At 37.8% G+C, this 19173-nt stretch carries 15 protein-coding genes; 1 reads left to right on the top strand and 14 read right to left on the bottom strand.

All coding sequences use genetic code 11. The features are described from left to right. Positions 1–74 precede the first annotated feature (74 nt). From BSHG_RS17060 to BSHG_RS17075, 4 genes are read right to left on the bottom strand one after another with little or no spacing between them, the layout of a single operon-like run. Positions 75–1688, bottom strand: coding sequence for an arylsulfatase (locus BSHG_RS17060; protein WP_008657837.1), 1614 nt, complete (start codon positions 1686–1688; stop codon positions 75–77). Between the two features lie 11 nt (positions 1689–1699). Continuing rightward, positions 1700–2215 (bottom strand): flavin reductase family protein, encoded by a 516-nt coding sequence (locus BSHG_RS17065; RefSeq protein ID WP_005802038.1) that lies wholly within the window; start codon positions 2213–2215, stop codon positions 1700–1702. A gap of 41 nt (positions 2216–2256) precedes the next feature. After that, a complete protein-coding gene (locus tag BSHG_RS17070) occupies positions 2257–3030 on the bottom strand; it encodes a radical SAM protein (protein ID WP_005802040.1) in 774 nt (257 codons plus the stop codon). A gap of 57 nt (positions 3031–3087) precedes the next feature. Next, a complete protein-coding gene (locus BSHG_RS17075; protein WP_008657836.1) occupies positions 3088–5115 on the bottom strand; it encodes a helix-hairpin-helix domain-containing protein in 2028 nt (675 codons plus the stop codon). 119 nt (positions 5116–5234) lie between these two features. Here BSHG_RS17075 and BSHG_RS17080 point away from each other — a divergent pair, with 119 nt between their 5' ends. Then, positions 5235–5834 (top strand): DUF4294 domain-containing protein, encoded by a 600-nt coding sequence (locus tag BSHG_RS17080; protein WP_005802042.1) that lies wholly within the window; start codon positions 5235–5237, stop codon positions 5832–5834. Positions 5835–5950: 116 nt separating this feature from the next. Here BSHG_RS17080 and BSHG_RS17085 read toward each other — a convergent pair whose 3' ends face one another. The 10 genes from BSHG_RS17085 to BSHG_RS17130 form a co-directional block, all read right to left on the bottom strand. Next, positions 5951–8134 carry a peptidase domain-containing ABC transporter gene (locus BSHG_RS17085; protein WP_008657835.1) on the bottom strand — a complete coding sequence of 728 codons (2184 nt, stop codon included), beginning with the start codon at positions 8132–8134 and terminating at the stop codon, positions 5951–5953. A 4-nt stretch (positions 8135–8138) separates the two neighbouring features. Beyond that, positions 8139–9497, bottom strand: a complete 1359-nt coding sequence (locus BSHG_RS17090; RefSeq protein WP_005797109.1) for an HlyD family efflux transporter periplasmic adaptor subunit — start codon at positions 9495–9497, stop codon at positions 8139–8141. Beyond that, positions 9494–10162: a glycosyl transferase gene (locus BSHG_RS17095; RefSeq protein WP_008657834.1), complete on the bottom strand. Its 669-nt coding sequence runs from the start codon at positions 10160–10162 to the stop codon at positions 9494–9496. The genes BSHG_RS17090 and BSHG_RS17095 overlap by 4 nt, the downstream gene beginning before the upstream one ends. Next, complete coding sequence (locus BSHG_RS17100; protein WP_008657832.1) at positions 10143–11261, bottom strand: glycosyltransferase family 4 protein; 1119 nt, start codon at positions 11259–11261, stop codon at positions 10143–10145. Before BSHG_RS17100 ends, BSHG_RS17095 begins: the two co-directional genes overlap by 20 nt. A gap of 156 nt (positions 11262–11417) precedes the next feature. Further along, the gene (locus tag BSHG_RS17105) at positions 11418–13229 is read right to left on the bottom strand and encodes an erythromycin esterase family protein (RefSeq protein ID WP_008657830.1); all 1812 of its coding nucleotides are present in this window, start codon (positions 13227–13229) and stop codon (positions 11418–11420) included. Positions 13230–13418: 189 nt separating this feature from the next. Further along, on the bottom strand, positions 13419–15224 hold the full coding sequence (locus BSHG_RS17110) for an erythromycin esterase family protein (RefSeq protein ID WP_005814009.1): 1806 nt from the start codon (positions 15222–15224) through the stop codon (positions 13419–13421). A gap of 60 nt (positions 15225–15284) precedes the next feature. Then, the gene (locus tag BSHG_RS17115; RefSeq protein ID WP_008657827.1) at positions 15285–15818 is read right to left on the bottom strand and encodes a hypothetical protein; all 534 of its coding nucleotides are present in this window, start codon (positions 15816–15818) and stop codon (positions 15285–15287) included. A gap of 33 nt (positions 15819–15851) precedes the next feature. Next, positions 15852–16691, bottom strand: coding sequence for a glycosyltransferase family 2 protein (locus BSHG_RS17120; RefSeq protein WP_008657821.1), 840 nt, complete (start codon positions 16689–16691; stop codon positions 15852–15854). A 13-nt stretch (positions 16692–16704) separates the two neighbouring features. Then, complete coding sequence (locus BSHG_RS17125) at positions 16705–17676, bottom strand: lanthionine synthetase LanC family protein (protein WP_008657820.1); 972 nt, start codon at positions 17674–17676, stop codon at positions 16705–16707. Next, positions 17669–19138, bottom strand: coding sequence for a TolC family protein (locus BSHG_RS17130; RefSeq protein ID WP_008657816.1), 1470 nt, complete (start codon positions 19136–19138; stop codon positions 17669–17671). Before BSHG_RS17130 ends, BSHG_RS17125 begins: the two co-directional genes overlap by 8 nt. Between the last annotated feature and the right edge of the window lie 35 nt (positions 19139–19173).

The following is a 19173-nucleotide window of genomic DNA, read 5'->3' as shown; positions in this document are numbered from 1 at the left end:
TAGAAATGATTATTAAATCTGTGAAATTTGCGGTGTTTTCAACACATCTTCATGGTCTGGAATAACGGTTGGGATCATAAATCCTTTCCGGATTGATCGGGATACAGGGATTTATAATAATTGATACGCTTAGTCCATGGTCTGTATTCAAAAGGAAATACCTGTTGTTTTTCTGCCCATTGATTCCACTTTTTTTCCAATGTTTTCACTCTATCCGGGTAACGGGCAGATAAATCGTTCTGTTCAAACGGATCTTGTAACAGGTTAAACAGTTCCCACGGCTGCTTACCATTAGCCCGAACCAACTTCCAGTCTCCAGATATAATGCCACAGGAGGTTTGATGTTCAAAAAACAAATCTCTTTTCGATAATTTCTTTCCTTTCAACACCGGAAGAATCGTTCTGCCTCCAGGAGCATCAATGGCATGATTTCGAAATTCCCGGGGATATTCAATAGAAGCCATATCCAGGCAAGTGGGAAAAAGATCGATAATATGTGTAAATTCGTGACGAACCGCTCCCTTTTTTCCATCAGGTTGTCCGCCTCCGTACATGATAATCAGAGGAGCACTCGTACCTCCCTGAAAACACCATTGCTTATAACTGCGAAATGGAGTATTACTCAAATCTGCACGCAATTGCGTGATCATATCGCCTTCATTGGTAGCACCGTTATCACTTAAGAATAAAAATATGGTATTATCAAATATACCTTTTTCCTTAGTGGCTTTTATTACTTCTCCGATACCATCGTCCATAATTTCAATCATGGCAGCATAAGTAGCCATTTCCGTAATCCATCGTTCCTGCTGCTGCGGAGTAAGACTATTCCATGCGGGACGTTTTCCTCCAAACTCTTTTTCAAATACCGGAAGTTCTCCTTCAATGTCGATTAAGCCATTGCGACGGATGCGTTCGAAGCGTTGTTTACGCAATACGTCATATCCCGCTTTATACCTTTCCCGACAAGCCTCTACTCTCTCTTTTGGAGCCTGAAGGGGCAGATGAGGAGCATAGTGAGCCAAATACATGAACATAGGTTCATCAACCGGATGTTGACGGATAAAACTAACGGCAGAATCGGTTATGGCTGTGGTATAATAATAGTCTTTCGGAAACTCCGTAATGCGCTGCAAACCCGAAAATACCGGTTTGGGAGTATAATAGCTGCCCCCTCCCGAAAGACAACCGTAGTATTTTTCAAATCCCCGTTCAACCGGATAGCTTCCATTAGGTTGGGTAAATGCTCCTTCAACGGTAACATGCCATTTACCGCTCATATAAGTGTGGTACCCATTTTCACGAAATACCTCTGCGATTGTAGGATACCGGTCCGATATCTGTCCTCTGTATCCCGGACGATGTTCATCCACAGCAGTCATCCAGCCCATACCTACTTCGTGTTGATATCTACCTGTCAGCAAAGCCGCCCGGCTGGGGCAACTGCGTCCCGTATTTTTAAATTGACTGAAACGTATCCCGTTTTCCGCCAGAAAATCAATATGTGGTGTGTGTACTTCTCCGCCATAACACGATAAATCAGAAAACCCCATATCATCACACATAATCAGAATTATATTGGGTTTCGCTTGATCAGGATTTGCTTTACGGTCTGTTATTTGAGCTCCCCAAGCATTCTGAATTCCTGAAGCAAACAATAAGGAACATATCAGACAATTGTTTTTCATAAATTAAGCTATTAAGATTTATCTTTTATCCATGCACTCGTAATCTCCGCCACATACACATGATGCAAACCTCCATGTGTAGTATACCATTGTTCATACACAGACGGATCCAGAAAGTTTTCTTTCCGTAACACATCAGTATATAATTTCCGGCATTCCAGACTCAACCTTCCTTGTTCGAACAGAACGTTGCCTTTATCGGTAATCATCGGTTTCAATCCGGTCTCCTTGATCTTATCCACCTCACGTCCCGACTTAGAACCACATATTTTATGAATACTTTTATTCTCCTCCCCTAAAAAAGAAAGAGTGAAATAATCACTTTTCTCCATAAAGCCGAACGTATATCTTTCCGGACGAATGAAAACATAAACAACCGGTTTATTCCACAGAAATCCGATACCACCCCAGTTGGCAGTCATGGTATTAAAAGCATCTTTATTACCGGCAGTTACCAACATCCATTCTTTACTGATGGTTTCAAAGAAATTATCACTAAGTTGGCTGACAGCAATTGGTTTCATCATATCCAAATCTTTTTTATAAATGATACATTTAAGAATAATTCTCAATAAGAAGCAGATGCCGAAAGTCCTTCTTTCGTGAGAAGAGCCACAATACGATCCAACTCTTCATGAGTAGCTTTTTGCAAGTCCTGATCGGGAGTTTCCCGATCGATCGTATAAATCATCACCTGTCTTGGGGCAATATCCTTTACAACTTTCAACCAGGGAAGTACATACTTGTCAGAAGTATTATCCACATCTTTCCCCTTATATTTTCCTTTCATAAACATAGTCTGCACGATGCAATTACCTTTAAAAGCTTTTAAAAGTCCGACTGTTCCATTCAGATCGTATCGTCCGTTCGGACGATCTACAGTCCGGATATACTCTTCATCCACCGTGTCCAACTTTAAAATGTTATTATCCACCCTGTTCAACGCATCGAATACAGCCGGACGGTTAATAAAAGTAGCATTACTGAGCACACTCACCTTTGCATCCGGAAAGTAAGCATCACGCAAAGCAAGTGTATCCTCGATAATCTCCGGAAAGTGAGGATGAGCAGTCGGCTCACCGTTTCCGGCGAAAGTCAGTACGTCGGGAGCAGGTCCGTTGCTTTTCATCTCTTTTAATTTCTCTTCCAGAGCCATACGGACTTCTTCGCGGGTCGGTAATGAAGATTTAGGACGATGTTCACCATTGTAACCACATTCACAATAAATGCAATCGAAAGAACATACTTTTCCGTCGGAAGGAAGCAAATTTATTCCAAGTGAGACCCCTAACCGACGTGAATGAACCGGTCCGAATATAGGAGAAGGAAAAATAATAGTCATACTTAATTCTGTTTAATCGTTCAATCTTAGAAACTGTTTTGAATTTCTACAAAATTACTAAAACTTTAGACGCAGCTGCATTTGTACATCCGTTTTTTTATTTCCCCTGATCAGGTCGTTGCCGGAACCTATTTCATCACGATCAAAATATGTGGTTTGTCCGAGCTTGGCAATTGCTGTCCAATGCTTGTTCATATCATAGCGAAAATGAATAGCCAAGCGAACACCTTCTCCCTGAAAAGATGGAGTATAAAAAGAATATAGCAACCCTTTCTCGTAGATATAAATGCGTGAATCATAATCGTCTGTATGAAAATAGCTACCTTGCAATTCTGCTGTCAGAGGCAACCAGGGAAGTTTCCATCCAGCCGTCTGCGTCAGTTGATAACCTTGTCCAGCCGTTTTTCCGGATGAATGAAAATGATTATAATCGACTGTTGTCCGGAGAGATAACGAAGAGCAGGGTAAATAGTTCAATCGATAACGCAGCCGGTGATGATAGGTGGGCAGAATCACTTTTCCCTGCGTACCGGTCACATCACGTTCTTTTTGTTTATAACGGTAATTCACATACATATCAACCGTTTTCGACGGAACGTAATTTGCCTGAAAGAGCAGATCCACTCCTTTCGAGGCCTTACTTATCCGGTACCTCCACCACGGAAAAGAAAACAGATCGGCAGAAACAAAAAATGTCCAACGGTTGAAAGGATTTACAGAAGCAGCCAGATACCATCCGTTTTCATTCTGAACACTACTTCCTTCACTAAATGAATGAGCAAACATAGCCCAATAATCATGGGAATAATAACGGTGAACCAACATCAACCGGATATCTTGTAAAGGAGAATAAAGCACCTGATTCATAAAAGCCATACCACTGATCCCCAAAGCTGCTTCTCCTTGTATAGAAAAACGATGAAAACGATATTTATAATCCATACCCAGATTATAAAAAGAACGACCATGTAGGTTGTATTTTGAATAGTCTTTAAGTTCCGGTTCATAAGACCTGTTAAAACAGTAGTAAACACCGGTTATACCCAGTTGATAACTATTTCCGGTATAACTGATATTTCCTCCGCTCATCTGCATAGTCAATTGATTCATTTTATCAGCTTCCTTTTCGCTTCGGTGTAAACCTGTTTTATAAATCGAGGTAATTTCACCGCCTTTTATCACTCCATCCAACGAACGATGTGAATAAAATACGGAAAGCGTCCATTGTTTCCATTTTAGAGCTATGCCACACCCACGGAAATAATTATATTCGTCGGTAGAAGTATGTCTGCGTATACCTGTACTCCTGAAAGTGAAAGACGAAGAATAAGCTGTTTTTCCAAACATAGAACCTTGTCCGAGTACCAGTCCCTGACCGAAATTCAACCGATAGTTTCCTACAATTCCAGTTTTCAGTATTCCTATATCATGAAGAAGTAGATAGAAAGAGTAGTAATCGTATCCCTGCTTATTATGTAAAGCTCCGAAAGGTTCGCCACTATCTTTCTCGGCAACTATACCTGCATAAACCTTTTCCCGATAGTGAAATCCATATTTCACCGAGTTATAAACAGCAGGACCCAAGTAATTTTTCTCGTATCCCTTACGCTTATACAAAGGCACATCCATACGAGTCACCGCTTCATGTTTTCCATATTTTAAAATCTGCTTTAACGTAACAGACTCTTTCTTATCAACAGGCTCTACACAGACAAAAGGAAGCAGATATTGAATAGTCTGCCGATCCAACTCCTCCACTAACTGAAGTTCATAGACAGTCTGCATCGATCCGTGAATATAAATGTACGCAAGTAAATTCTCAATCTGAACATCATTAAGAAAAGGAAACCGCTGTAACTGCTCTTTGGTGGCAGAGTTTATATTAACAGGGTTGTTAACAAGATCGGTTAATTCCTCCAATTCATTCTCCCAATTACGTATATCTCCTTCTTCATCGGATATAGACAAGTTTTCCATCACCTCTTCCCAAGGATAATCCGAACGATTCTGAGCATGGCAAGTAGAAGTTATCAACGTCATATTAACAAGTAGGAATATACTCAATATAGATATGCTTTCGTTCATATCGAGTGTGGTTATTGTGTTTTAAATAGCAAACGAATTGTCGAAGATAATTTAAATAGGTTAATGCTGCAAGGAAAACCATTAATATAAATTTAATCCTTTATTTTTGCAAAATGAATATGAGGCTTACCATAGGACTTTTGATGTTATCTATCGCCTTATTGTTTTCTTCCGAATCACTGGCACAGGAAAAAACAAATCTCGGTGGATACCTGGTACCTATGTGTGTGTATAATGGTGATACAATCCCGGCTTTCCAGATTCCGACCATTCATATATTCAAGCCTTTAAAATTCAGAAACAGAAAAGAGCAGATGGAATATTATAAATTGGTGAGAAATGTGAAGAAAGTGTATCCTATTGCCAGAGAAATTAACCGCACCATCATTGAAACTTACGAATACTTACAGACCCTGCCCAACGAAAAAGCCCGCCAACGTCATATCAAACGGGTGGAAAAAGGATTGAAGGAGCAATATACTCCACGAATGAAAAAGCTCTCTTTTGCACAAGGCAAACTGTTGATAAAGCTGATAGACCGGCAAAGCCATCAAAGTTCTTATGAACTGGTAAAAGCATTTATGGGACCTTTTAAAGCAGGATTCTATCAAACATTTGCCGCTCTTTTCGGAGCCAGTTTAAAAAAACAATATGACCCCGAAGGAGAAGATAAGTTAACCGAACGAGTGATACTGTTGGTAGAAAGCGGACAATTGTAATGTATCCTTCCAGATTCATTTCCTATACTTTGAGTAATAGGTTATTCTCAAATTCATATTATCTTATAAGTGTGTTATAGGAGTGACTTTTGATACATGCTCCTAGATATTCTTCGTTAATCTTGTATCTGTGAAGAAACCAACTCAAAATAATGCCCCTTTTTCTCCATCAATATTTCATGAGTTCCGGTCTCAACGATAAAACCTTTGTCCAACACCACAATTTGATCAGCATTACGAATGGTACTAAGCCTGTGAGCAATAACAACAACAGTACGCTGTTCAAATGCATTGTTCAAGGCATTCACAATTTTTCGTTCATTTATTGAATCCAAAGAGTTTGTGGCTTCGTCCATAAAGAGAAATTTCGGATCCCGATACAGCGCACGAGCAATCAACAAACGCTGCTTTTGTCCTCCACTCAACCCGCGTCCGGTTTCTCCAATGGTCGTTTCAAAACCCTTAGGCATCGCGTTTATCTCATCCTCAATCTGAGCGATACGACAAACTTCCCTCAAACGCGTATAATTAATTTGTTCATCATCTAATACAATATTATTCAAGATGGTATCACTGAATATTTTTCCATCTTGCATTACCACACCACACATGTTTCTCCATTGGCGTAGATTAATGGCACTTACATTCATCTTGTCCATTTTTATTTCTCCATGGCTGGGCTTATAAAGCCGAACCAATAGTTTCAGAAGAGTTGACTTACCACTACCACTTCCTCCCACAATTGCCGTGATTTTATTTTCCGGTATTTGTAAGTAAATATTACGCAGAACCAAAGGAGAGTTAGGCGTGTATTGAAAATGTATATTCTCTAATAGAATCGTTTTTCTTTCCGGAAGGATGGTTGTACTGCCAATAGAAAGTAATTCATCCTCATTTTCCAACTGACGAATCTCGTTGATGCGTAAGAAACTGATTTTGGCATATTGCGCTGATACCACAAAATTAATAAATTGCACAAGCGGACCATTGAGCATACCAATAATAAATTGTGTAGAAATCATTATTCCAAATGTTATTTCACCCTTGATAACCGCCATAGCACAGAAAAACACGATAGCCATATTTTTGATATTTTCTATAAATTGGGCACCCAGATTTTGAGCATTGGTTATGGCAAGAACACGCTTATTGACATGATAAAGCCGTGCCTGAATTTCTTCCCATTTCCACCGCCGGTACTTGTCATAATTGTAGATTTTGATATCCTGTATAGTCGAAACGGTTTCCACCCAATAGCTTTGGTTTTTGGACAAAAGTTCAAAATATTCCCAATCCAGTTTTTTACGTATGCTCAAAAACAGTAACACCCAACAAGCGTACAGAACCGATCCTGATAAAAATATATAGAAAATTATAGAATTGTAAATCAATAAAATAATACTAAAGACAGCAAATGTAAGCGTTGAAAATATCAATGCCAAAGAATTATTCATAATGAAACTGCGTATACGTTCATGATCTTGTGCCCGTTGCAAAATATCGCCCAGCAGCTTATTCTCAAAGAAAGTAACAGGTAGCTTCATCAATTTTATCAAGTAGTCAGAAATCAAAGCAATATTTACCCGCGCCGTGATATGCAATAAGATCCAATCCCTCAACACATTGAAAATCATTACACTCAACAAGATACAGATATTCCCTACCAGTACCATATTAATAAAGTTCCTATCCGAAGTTTTAATGCCGACATCAATCACCGCTTTAGAGATAAATGGTAACATACCTTGTAAGACAGTAACAACGAGCATAATAATAAATATTAACCCGAAGCTCTTTTTATATGGAAAAAAATATTTAAGAATGCTCGAAAAGCTGTTTCTCTTCTGTTCTTGTTCAGCTTTGCTATTCTTAAAATCAGTAGTTGGTTCCACGGCAAGTAATACACCTTGGCTTTCATCCCTTTGATACCAACCCTTTCGAAATTCTTCATGCGTGTATTTTATGCGTCCTTTTGCTGGATCCGAGACCCATATGTATTTCCTATCAGAATGATATACCACGATGAAATGACTGTCATTCCAAAACACAATTGCAGGAAACGGAATGCTGTTCACCACATCATCAATGGTACATTTTATGGCAAGCGTTCGCAGCCCGATACTTTCTGCCCCGGTACTTAGATCAAGTAGCGATACACCTTCTTTGGTAATGCCGCAACGGTCACGCATGAACTGCAATGAGTAAAACTTACCAAAATGCTTAGCAATAATTTTAAGGGATGCGGGTCCGCAGTCTTGCGAATCCATTTGGTATTCTACGGGAAAACGGTGGAGTAGCATATTCTTATTTTTCTCCTTTTGATTTTAAATTATCAAATAGTCTTTCAATCAAACGTTTTCGTTTGGTGATAATCTCAACTGTACCTTTTGTTTCAAAATCGAGGGGTAATATTTTCCCAAAGTTAGTTAATGTACCATCGGGAAAAGATATGATTACCAGATAAGTATCCATGTCTCCATTTTGAGTTTTTATCTTGTTGGTAATGCGTGAAACAGATTTCACCACTCCCTTCAGTAATCCATATTCATCATATGGATAGTTGTCCATTTTTACGTTTACTGTTTGCCCAACTTCTACTTTTCCTGCACCGAAAGAAGGTATCACTACTTCACCCAAGATGTTAGTTTTATCGGGAATGATGGAGAATAGCTCCTGCCCAGACTGTACAAAACGATTGTTCCGCCAGAAACCAAGATATTCTAACTCCCCTTCTACAGGCGCATATTGCAAATAATGCTCTTTCCAGAGTTTAATGGCATTTGAAAGTTCATTCTTCCGAGTAATATAATCGGAATAGGCTTTCTCTTTAGCCTCAGTTTCTTCCAAACAGATACGCTGTATTTCCAATTGATTACGACTTATTTCCGATTGTTTCATCTGTCGGTTACTTTGCAAATTTAATTGTGATTCTTTTAAAGAAAGATGTGTCGAGAACTTTTGCTGGTATTCTTGTTCGCTTATTCCTTTCATCGACAGCAATATACTGTCCTTACTCAATTGGTTTTGAGAGTTATCCAATATTTGTTTTTTTAATCGCAGCTCATTATTAAAATTAGCAATGACTGCTTCGTCAGAAATAATTTGTTGTTGCAATTTTTGTCGCATGGTTGAATAAATGTCAGAAGTAAGTAACCGCTCATATTGTAAAAAGGAAAGTAAAAAGGAATTGTATGCGGAACTGACTTCCCCAAGCAACAGCGTATCGGGCAATGCAACACGAATTGTGCTTTTGTCACTAAGTGTCTTCAAAAAAGAATCAATCCATAAAATATGTTTGTAATCCGCACCACTTTCAATACAACTAATCACATCGTTTTTATGCAGTAATGCTTTATTGGGTTGAAATAACGTAATCCGTCCGTTACTGTTAGCGACCAAACGTACCGGTGCTGCATTTGCGGTTACTGATATTTGTCCGTCTACCGTATCGGGATACTGTATCAAAAAACCAAGTAATATGATCATTCCCATCAGTACCCCTACGCATAGTATCACCCATTTTGCCCAGTAGGTGGGCATACGGTCAATAATGGCTTGTACTTCCTCAGATCTGGCAATCACATCAGATTTTTTGTTCGGATTAGGCAAAATAATTTTTGGTGAACATATAGGTTGTTCCTGCTTTTGTATTCTTGAATTCATCTTTTTGCCTGTTCTTTAAATTTATGACTAACATGATGAATCATTCTCAAGCGGTAGTTTGCCTGAGAAAAATAGTTGCTTATCATCCCCGGAGTCCCATTGTAGACGGTTACGTCCGAATAGCCAAAATCTTTTTGAACGGAGATGAACGGATAGATAGTCATCTTATCTTTAGCAAGGACAGATAAAACTCCATCTGCCGTATCAGTGTCTTTGAAGTCATAGTCTAATATCTTTTGAAATAGCGGCTTAAAAATAATGATAAATTGCGTAGACCAAAACCAATCCATCCAATAGCGATTTGTGTCCACTGGTACCGCTGTGCCAAATCCTCCGACACCTCCCGAAAGCAACTCGGAACCTTGAGCGTTTGCTCCTATTATATTGGCAAACAAATAATCTTTGTTATATGCGGGGGTAAATATATGGTCGTCTTCGCAAATGATCATGATATCATCCCTTTTGTCGATAGCTGTTTGTACAGCCTTTAGCATGCTTTGCCATAATCCAACTGCTCCAATGGAATGTTCGATTGCCTCTATCCAATGGAGAGCAAACTCTACCCTCCCTTGAAACTGTTCCTCTATATGTTGCCGCCGTTCCGTGCGCTCTTTAAGGTTGATGACATATACAGGCAGATAAAAATCACTGTTGTTTGTTCCCATTATTCTTATGATGTTCTTCTACAATTTCTTCCAATATTTTATTTACTTTCTCGCTCCATACCTCCCAATTAAGACGGGTTTCAAATTCTTGCCGCGATGACATCCGGAGTTTCAGATAGTTTTCTTTGTCAGCGAAAACCGACTTTATTTTCTCAGCATAATCTTCAGCTGTAGCATCCGGCATGAGCAAATACCCGTTTTTCCCTTCACGTACCGGTTGACTCACTCCACCCACATTGGCGGCAATGCTGGGTACGGCATAAGCCGATGCTTCACAAAACACAATTCCAAATGCGTCGAACTCTGTAGGAAGTACTAAAAAATGAGCTTCCTGCAAGATATTACAAAATCTTTCCAAATGTTCCGGTTGGGATTTATCTAAATAAGGAATTATAACTAAATTCTCATCTTCATCATAAGGTTCCCGAATAATAGAACCAATAATCGTAAGCGTACATCGAAATCCATCGGATTTAAGCTTTCTATATGCCCCTAAAACTTTATCTCCACCTTTTTTCTGCCAATTTTTTCCGATAAAGACTAAATTACAAATATCTGTCTGTATATCTATTTTATAGTCTGAAGGAGTAGGGATATTTGCCCCAAATTCCACTACATGAATTTTACCCGGCTCTATATCATAATAATTTATTGTACTTTGCTTTGCCCATTCCGAACTATAAATGATGGCAGTATATTTATTCAATAATTTCTTCTCCATCATTTCTATTTTCTTTATCTGTTCTTCATTCTTTAGTGGGTTTAAGTAGCTTTGGAATGAGTGGTATGTCACATCACTAAGATGCACGACCGGAACATTTACATCCAGAAAAGGAGCTAAATATAAATCTCCAAAAAACACAAGATCATAATTCGTCAATTGTTCGGTACATAATTTCCCGAAAACAGAAACATAGTTCTCTAATGGATTTTTTTTAATATAATTATCTTTGGTAAAATACGCTGCCTGAAGAAGGGTATTCTGTCCAATCACTTTTACATGATGCTTTCTGCTTAGAGCGTGAAACAAATGAAATGTCGTTCCCGACCAATTATTTATATCAGCCGGATTTAATGTTGTTAAAAATGCAATATTCATATATTGAGATCTATTTTTGATTGCATGAAAAAATTAGTTTCACTCACCCGATCGTACGATCGGTCGGATTTACCGCATGGAGGGTTCAACCGAGCAAGATTGCGCTAAAAAAAGAACCGATGCCAATAATATAAGGTATTTCATAACCGAATATTTTTATAAATTTTCTATCTGCTTCTGTATCTCCTTTATTTTTTCCTGTCTTTGTTTTATTTTCATTATAAGCCTATCAGAAGCTTTCTCAAAAGAGATTTCTTTTTCATCCTTATGGGTACAATCCGTACTTTTTATGAAAAACACACCTTTAAATCTTTGATATAAGTTAAATGGATAAAATTCTTGTGGGATATGGTGACTCCCCTGAAGTCGAGACAGTGTTAATTCATTAAAATCGACAGTTAAGGGGGTGTAAAAAACATTGTCATCAATAAGACTTAAAAAATATTCCATACTGTTTTCAGGAGGCCTACTCAACCAATTATCTTTCCTGTTATAATACTCATCATATGCCATGGCTTCTCCACTCCCTATCAGAAATAGCAAAGGAGAGTAACTTTCACCATACGCTTTGCGCATATACCTCCCGAAAGGAATACAAGGCACGGCAGGATAACTCGAAATAGGATTAATATGTCCCGCATGCCCGTAGATTACCGTTTTTACGTTTTCGTCTTTGGCGAACTTGTCAATTAAGAATCTTGCATTTACGAACATAATGGAATCCCGCCGTATGAATCTTTCTATTCCGGCATCTCCGGCTTGCTTTGAAACCCTCAGAATATGCAAGATACATTCTATTTCTTCAGCAGTAAGAAGTTTTTTTATCTTATCTCGATGAGTATCAAGAAAGTTTATCGCACAGTTACGATCTTTTTTCATTAATAACAGAGATAATTGATCAACTTCCGGAATCTGCGATTTTTGGTTCAGCACGGTAATAAAATCAAAAATATCCATAGCAGAACTTTGAGTGGAAGAAAGGATTGAATTGTAATCCATGCCATATAATTTAACTTTAGAATCTTTCGTTTTACCAGAATTAAAGCTCCGCAACCTATTTAAAAAATTAATTGTAGCATGGTTGATAACCAAGGAAGAATCAAGTTCATAATTGTCATCTTGTATAAACCTATTGTAAGCAAATGATTGTTCGAGGGGCATTTCCTGCAGTACTAATTTGCAATTTAACCTTTCCACTGCCTGGATAATCAATTGATACGCTAAATTTTTTATACCGTCATTCCCGTGGACTGACTCCCCTAAGCCGATAATCTTTTTATCATTGATTTCATTGATTTGCTCCAATCCTATTTTTCTATCAACATTTATACCCGTATAGTTAATTTTTTTATCTACTATCAACGGGGAAAGGGTTCGAACAGGAAATTCGTCGATAGGTTTACCGTCAATCAGTATGTCCAATCGAGAGAAAGCAATATAAGCATCCTTATCAATTTCTCCTTCCACATTAATTCGTACGTTTAACATCTCCGCATTATTCAAATTAATGTTTTGGGTAAATAAGCTTAATATACTGTCAGGCCTGAATCTTAAAGTGTCAGAAAAAAGAATGTTTTCCTGCTTACCTATCGCATCCAAGATGATGGAAACAAGTTTTATATTATCGCCTTTACCTTCAAATCCGATTACAGCTTCTTTTATGTTATTATTGGGAAGTAAAATTCTCTGTTCGTACTCTGATCTTAACCGCTTAGAAAAAGGAAATCCTTTAAAATATTTCTTAGCGAACAAATTTCGATTTGAATCTTGTATATAGGCAGGGATAGTATAATTGCTATATGCTCCATTTTCACGCCACGGATAAACCACCGCAGAATCGAAACGCATAGCAAAATGTAAATCATATACATTCGTATATGTTTGTTTCTCTAATTTAGCGGTACATGATACGGCATAGAATATAAATACAAAGAAAAACAATACATGGAGTTTTGTTATTGAATTCATGTTTAATATTATTTATAAAGATTATCAATACTTAGTTTCCTCTGACTTCTCGTCCTTTCGCCAAACCATCTCTCAGCCCTTTAGAATACCATAACATTTCATAATCGGCATTATGCCACTATGGATTCAAAAATAGCGATAAAGTCAGAGGAAGTACCACCTTTTTTCCGAATATTTCGGAGAAAAGGTTCATGGAATCCATTTTCTTTTCTTTTCATACAAATACATAAGAGCAAATAAAGTTTGGACATGATAGTCTAAGTTCATTTTAAAAAACTCTTCCCTCTTATTTATGGCGGATGCGTTTTTTGTGAACAGCACTCCGTCCATCATACATTTTGGAAAAACCCACTGGAATTGTCCAATTTTCGATTCTGTATTTCCTATATATCTCATTTTCAAAACATCCGCATCGGACAGTTTATCCATCGACAGATAACACGGACTGATACCCGAACGTTCGATACAGTATTCCAATCCGGCAGACGACGAAGACTGCAATCGCCTTATTCCCATTTTACCAGGAAATACCCATGTCAAATAACTTCCCCCTCCGGCAAGCAGTCCCACGGCGGAGTAGTCATCACCGTATGAACCCTTCATATATTCTCCGAAAGGGCGCATGTCCGATCCCAGCCATCCAGCGATACTTGTATAATTCGCATGCCCCAAATGACAATATACGGTAGTCGTTTCATCTTTTTTAAGCATTGTTTTCATTAAGAACTTCGCATTCTCGTACATGCCGGAATCCCTACCCCGAAAACGATTCAGTTCATCAACGGTCGCTTCCTCCTCTGCATTCAGGCAATAACTCATTATTTCCGCTTCTCGCCGGGTAAGTATGCCCTTGAAGCCATGATTGGCATGCAACACAGAGTCCGCCCCTTTAAAAGGGAACTTCTCGTCCGACAACAGAAGAGAATTGCATATCGCTTTCAAGCCTTCGTCGCCTTTACCTCTGCGGAGCGTGTAAAAGAAGTAAAACAGGTCGATACTGCTTTGTAAGCGGTAAATATTCCGGTCAATGCCAAAGAAGCTCACCTTTTCTTCCGAATGCCGGTTGTATTCTTTAATCCATCGCATAAGAGACACAAAGGATGAAGAAGAAAATAAGACCTTGTCAAAAGAGGAAGCGATACTGTCCGGCTTGAACCGCTCGTCCCCCTCCAAATACCGGTTGATATGGAAAGACAATGTCAGGGGCATTTCTAACAAGACGAGCCTGCATTTTCCGTGTTCGATCCTATTCTTGATTATTTCAACACCCATGTCATTCATCGTTCCGGTGCCATGCACGCTCTCTCCGATGGCAAGTATCCTCTTATCGGAAAAGGACAGAGACTTAAGATCGTCACCGTTCACGGGTATCACATCCAATTCCCGAACGGAAGCCGTTGCACCGTTATTCAATGATGGGGGTTCAACCGCATATTTTCCATCAATTAAGATATCCAAAGAGTCAATCCATATTTTAGAGTATTCCCCGGGCTTAAAGGAATTATCCGCCGATCCTAAAGGATCGACCGGAAAATCCTTTTTCCTGGGCTTCTCCCCTTGGGCTTCAAGAGCCACTCCCAGCAACAGAGGAGAAGCTATATCCACACTCCGGCGGGCTACCCTCCATGTGTTGGCAGCAGACAACCGAAACGTGTCCACGGAAGTGACCTCCCTGCATTCACTAATCCCACTCAGCTTCAAATACAGGTCATTGCAGTTTTCTGTTTTATACTTTATCCTCACTTCAATATCTGCCCGCTTTTTTTTATCCATATGATAAAAAAGCGGTACCGTGAACCCCGCGCTCCCCTTAGCTTCATATGACGGATACAATAAAAGCGGATAAGAGCTGATCGCGCTATCTATTTTTGATTGCCAGGAAAAATTAGTGTACGTAGCCCAGTCGTACGATCGGGCGGATTCACGCATGGAGGGTGCAACCGAGCAAGATTGCGCTAAAAAAATAACCGACGCCAATAATATAAGGTATTTCATAACCTATGTTTTTATAAGGTTTTATTTTCATTAAAGCCGAAGGATCTTATGCGGGGAATTTCATTCACCAACCGTTCTTGATGTAACAAACTGACCCGTGGCAGCATCATAAACTGAAATTTGAGTCCCTCCGTACGGTATATTCGTTTTAACAAAGTTGAAAGAAGACGAAGCATTATAGCCCTTTTCCAACAGCTCTCTCAAAATAGATAATTCCATATTGGTGATGTCTTGTGAAACATGGCTTACGAGTGATCCTAACGGAGTAAGCCCTACAGCTTCGGAGAGAAATCTGTCCCACCCTGTAGAGGAGATCGAGGTGACATAATCAGGAAATGTATAATACATTTGTGATACCGATCCCGAGTATACCGAACTCCCATAAATATACGTATTGGTAGCTACATATCCCATTCCTTCTACATAACCACCGTTCCAGTTGTCATTGCTAAGCATGTTATCGAATTCCGCTTGGGTATAAGGATTAGCTGATGTTCCATTTCCTCCCCCCACATAGCTCATTTGCAAGGACTCTTCAATTACCGGCATTGTTTTCGCCAGTTCATTTAAACTTTTTCTTGTCAGTTTTTTCATTGTTGTTGAATTTTAAAGTTATTATTAAATTTATTATAGGTTCAACTTCTTTTCATTCTTTGAAAATAAAGTTTGAAATAAAGTTAATACTTCACACTTAGTAAGTAATTGTTTTTCATACAACTTACATAAATCACCATAAGCTGCCACTAATTCCGGATATTCATTTTTATTGAGTTCTATCAGATATTCCAAAACCTCATTAATTATAGACTCTGTTGTTGCTCTTTGCTCACTACTTTTTTGGCTACTGACCTGACTATCTGATATTCGGTAATAGAGTAATGGTTGACTGTCAATATAAAATCTCCCTCCTGACTTTGCTATCTCCACCCAAAATTTAAAATCTTCGGCATAAGGGCAGTTCTCATATTTTAATGCATTCTTTTTCAAAAAATCCATCCTTATCATAGTAGTGGGATGAAACAAGAAATTTCCCTTTGTAAATTTTAACAGTGGTTGTCCAACCCACCCACTCAAGGTACTCAATAGACCATTCGTTTGTGAATATGTTCCAATACTGTTCATCCAAGTTCCACAAACAGTTACATCCGGATATTCTTGCATAATCGCATATTGAATTTTTAGTCTATCGATATGCATTATATCATCTCCATCCATGCGAGCCATATACTTTCCTAAAGAATTCTCTATTCCAAGGTTCAATGACTCTATAAAATTATGACTGTTCTGAATAAGACGTACTCTTTTATCATTATATGACTGAATAATAGAAGACGTGCGGTCAGTAGAACCATCGTCTATGAGGATAAACTCAAAATCCACAAAAGATTGCTCTAAGACGCTTTCTATCGCATCTTTTATATGCATTTCGGCATTATAGACAGGCATTACAACAGATATCTCACACATTGTTATCAAGTTATTAAAGTAAAGGAAATTTTTTATTCGCGCAAAAGCCAAGATAACGGGCCAATCCATATTGATATCCAACATGTATACAATTGGGACGAACCATTCTTTTTATCCTTTCTAAACTTTCTTCAAACAAATCCATTTCTATACGCTGAATTTTTACACGATTTTCATCAGCGTTTTCTATGATTCCCGTTAAATTTATCTTTTGGTCCAAAAAGAGAATAGCCGGATTAATATTCTTTTGTCCATATCTGATATGATCTCTTATTACATCATTAAAACCAACCATATTATTTTTAGTAATGATACTACCTAAGTAATATCCCCTAACAAGTGAACTCGCAATTCTTCCCTCACTATATAATGTAACGTAACTATCCATCAATGATTTTGAAAAATATTTATAATTGCAAAAATCGACCAACTTTAAATAAGCCTCATACATTTGTAATACATAATCTTTACTATTTATGTAATAAATATTTTTCCAATCGAAAAACTGAAGTGATAAATAAAGTTCTAGTCCTTGAAATATTTTCTCAATAATTGAATATATTCTCTTATCTTGCTTTTGTAATTTATCCAAGACAAATAAAAAATAAATAATTTTATATGAAACTAACAGCTTATCCGGCTGCTTGTCAATGTTTTCAAAATGTTTGATTATTGCTTCGCGTTGGTCTCCAAACAAATCTTCAAAATCGGCATCAATTAATTTATTTGTTATTAGATAAATAAGGACATATCCTATTCCGGACATACCATTTTCAAAGCCATAATCATTTGTTTTTCTTATTAAAGATTCTTGGAATAGGCTGAAAGCTTTATCTTCAATTTCAGTATCTTGCAAACATTTAGCAGTTTCAAATAACGCTAAAGAGATTCCTGACTTTCCGTTGTAAAAACCGGAAGAGTTGACAGAGCAGGCATTCAGTGAGATATAATCAACAAGTTTTCGTATGGTTGTATCACTAATCATTGAAGAGTATTTTTTCTAATTCGACATTTTTTTTAAAATCATATAAAGCCAAATTACGTAATGTAAAGAAGCTTTCGTAAGAATCTTTGATGGCAGAGTAGTAACGCTGCATAGCATCATTCCGCTCTTTTTGTGCGGTGGCAAGTTCATATACCGACACTTTTCCCAATGAAAACTTTTTCGTCAACATCTTATACTGTTCTTTCGATAACGCATAGGCTCTTGATGCTGGCAGCCAAAGCTTTACACTATGATCATAAGCATTTATCTTTTCTTTTACTTCGTTCTCAAATTCAAAATTTTTTTTTTCTATTCGCAACCGACTTGCATCATAATTATTCTTTGCGATCCGGATATTATTTTTGTTGATGCCCCACTGAAAAATAGGTATTTGAAATTCAATGATCACGGACTGTCTTGTATTTCCATGCCGGTAAGCATCTGCCAATGTTTCAGCATACTGATTTATTCCATAGTTTAAACTTATATTTCCATTGAACCTATTCTTCAATTTGATAGAGAACAGTTTTTTCTCCTCTTCCAACTGTTGAATCTCTTGCTGATTTGAAATTGGATTATTTTTTTTCACATAGTAGATTGCAAGCCGAGCATCGATGGTTAAGGGTAAGTCAAAATCCGGTATTGTAATTTCGGCATTATTTTCTATTCCTAAAAAAGTAAAAAGTTTTTGTATTGATTCCGCATAGTGTTTGACCGCATTTTCATACATGTATTGCAAGTTTAAGGACTGCAATTCCATCTGCTTGTAATCATATTCAGTGATACTTCCATTCCTCAATTTTATCTCTGCAATATGTAACAGAGTGTCGTTGCTTTGTTTGATATCTATGGCAAGTTCACTATCCATCTTACTCAGTATGGCGGATAAATAAAGCGTCAATGCTTGTTGCTGGATCTGGGCAATGTTTGAACAATATTGTTTCACGGCCACTTCGTTTTTGGCACGTTCAATTTTGTTTTCCAACCTTTGTAATTTTCCTCCTCCCCACAACTGCTGCGAATAGCTTATAAAAAACGGATTTGTACTAAAACTGTTTTGTTTACGTGAAAACTCATTCAAATAATTTATATTACTTCCAATACTCAGTTCCCCTCCTGTTATGCTTATTTTCTGTCGTACAGTAGTACCAAAATTAGTATTATTTGAATTGTCCTCTACATAAGAATAACTTCCATCGATCGGTTGTTGCAATAATCGCAGTGACCTGTTAAAATTGATAGGATTAAAATTCAGCACAAATGCAGGGAGAAAGCTTTTCTTATAATTCTCGTATCGCAATAAGTCATTTTGGAAGTTAAGTAATTCTATTTTAGCCGATGATGATTCCAGAGATAGTCTGTTTATCACTTCATCTAATGTCACTTCCCTTGGTATACTTTGACAATATGCATTCGTATAGCACAAAGAAAATACCAATATATAGACTAATAATGTTTTCAATGTTTTAGAATATCTTTAGGTTTAGGTTTATTTTG

The organism is Bacteroides sp. 3_2_5 (assembly GCF_000159855.2).
Lineage (GTDB): Bacteria > Bacteroidota > Bacteroidia > Bacteroidales > Bacteroidaceae > Bacteroides > Bacteroides fragilis.
The sequence above is the reverse complement of the archived record's forward strand: the minus strand, read 5'-3'. Positions and strand labels throughout refer to the sequence as shown.

Coding starts and splice junctions, on each gene's coding strand:
- BSHG_RS17060 (WP_008657837.1), bottom strand. CDS start 1,688: ATGAAAAACAATTGTCTGATATGTTCCTTATTGTTTGCTTCAGGAATT.
- BSHG_RS17120 (WP_008657821.1), bottom strand. CDS start 16,691: ATGTGTGAGATATCTGTTGTAATGCCTGTCTATAATGCCGAAATGCAT.
- BSHG_RS17080 (WP_005802042.1), top strand. CDS start 5,235: ATGAGGCTTACCATAGGACTTTTGATGTTATCTATCGCCTTATTGTTT.
- BSHG_RS17125 (WP_008657820.1), bottom strand. CDS start 17,676: ATGATTAGTGATACAACCATACGAAAACTTGTTGATTATATCTCACTG.
- BSHG_RS17115 (WP_008657827.1), bottom strand. CDS start 15,818: ATGAAAAAACTGACAAGAAAAAGTTTAAATGAACTGGCGAAAACAATG.
- BSHG_RS17085 (WP_008657835.1), bottom strand. CDS start 8,134: ATGCTACTCCACCGTTTTCCCGTAGAATACCAAATGGATTCGCAAGAC.
- BSHG_RS17090 (WP_005797109.1), bottom strand. CDS start 9,497: ATGAATTCAAGAATACAAAAGCAGGAACAACCTATATGTTCACCAAAA.
- BSHG_RS17100 (WP_008657832.1), bottom strand. CDS start 11,261: ATGAATATTGCATTTTTAACAACATTAAATCCGGCTGATATAAATAAT.
- BSHG_RS17070 (WP_005802040.1), bottom strand. CDS start 3,030: ATGACTATTATTTTTCCTTCTCCTATATTCGGACCGGTTCATTCACGT.
- BSHG_RS17075 (WP_008657836.1), bottom strand. CDS start 5,115: ATGAACGAAAGCATATCTATATTGAGTATATTCCTACTTGTTAATATG.
- BSHG_RS17065 (WP_005802038.1), bottom strand. CDS start 2,215: ATGATGAAACCAATTGCTGTCAGCCAACTTAGTGATAATTTCTTTGAA.
- BSHG_RS17095 (WP_008657834.1), bottom strand. CDS start 10,162: ATGGGAACAAACAACAGTGATTTTTATCTGCCTGTATATGTCATCAAC.
- BSHG_RS17105 (WP_008657830.1), bottom strand. CDS start 13,229: ATGAATTCAATAACAAAACTCCATGTATTGTTTTTCTTTGTATTTATA.
- BSHG_RS17110 (WP_005814009.1), bottom strand. CDS start 15,224: ATGAAATACCTTATATTATTGGCGTCGGTTATTTTTTTAGCGCAATCT.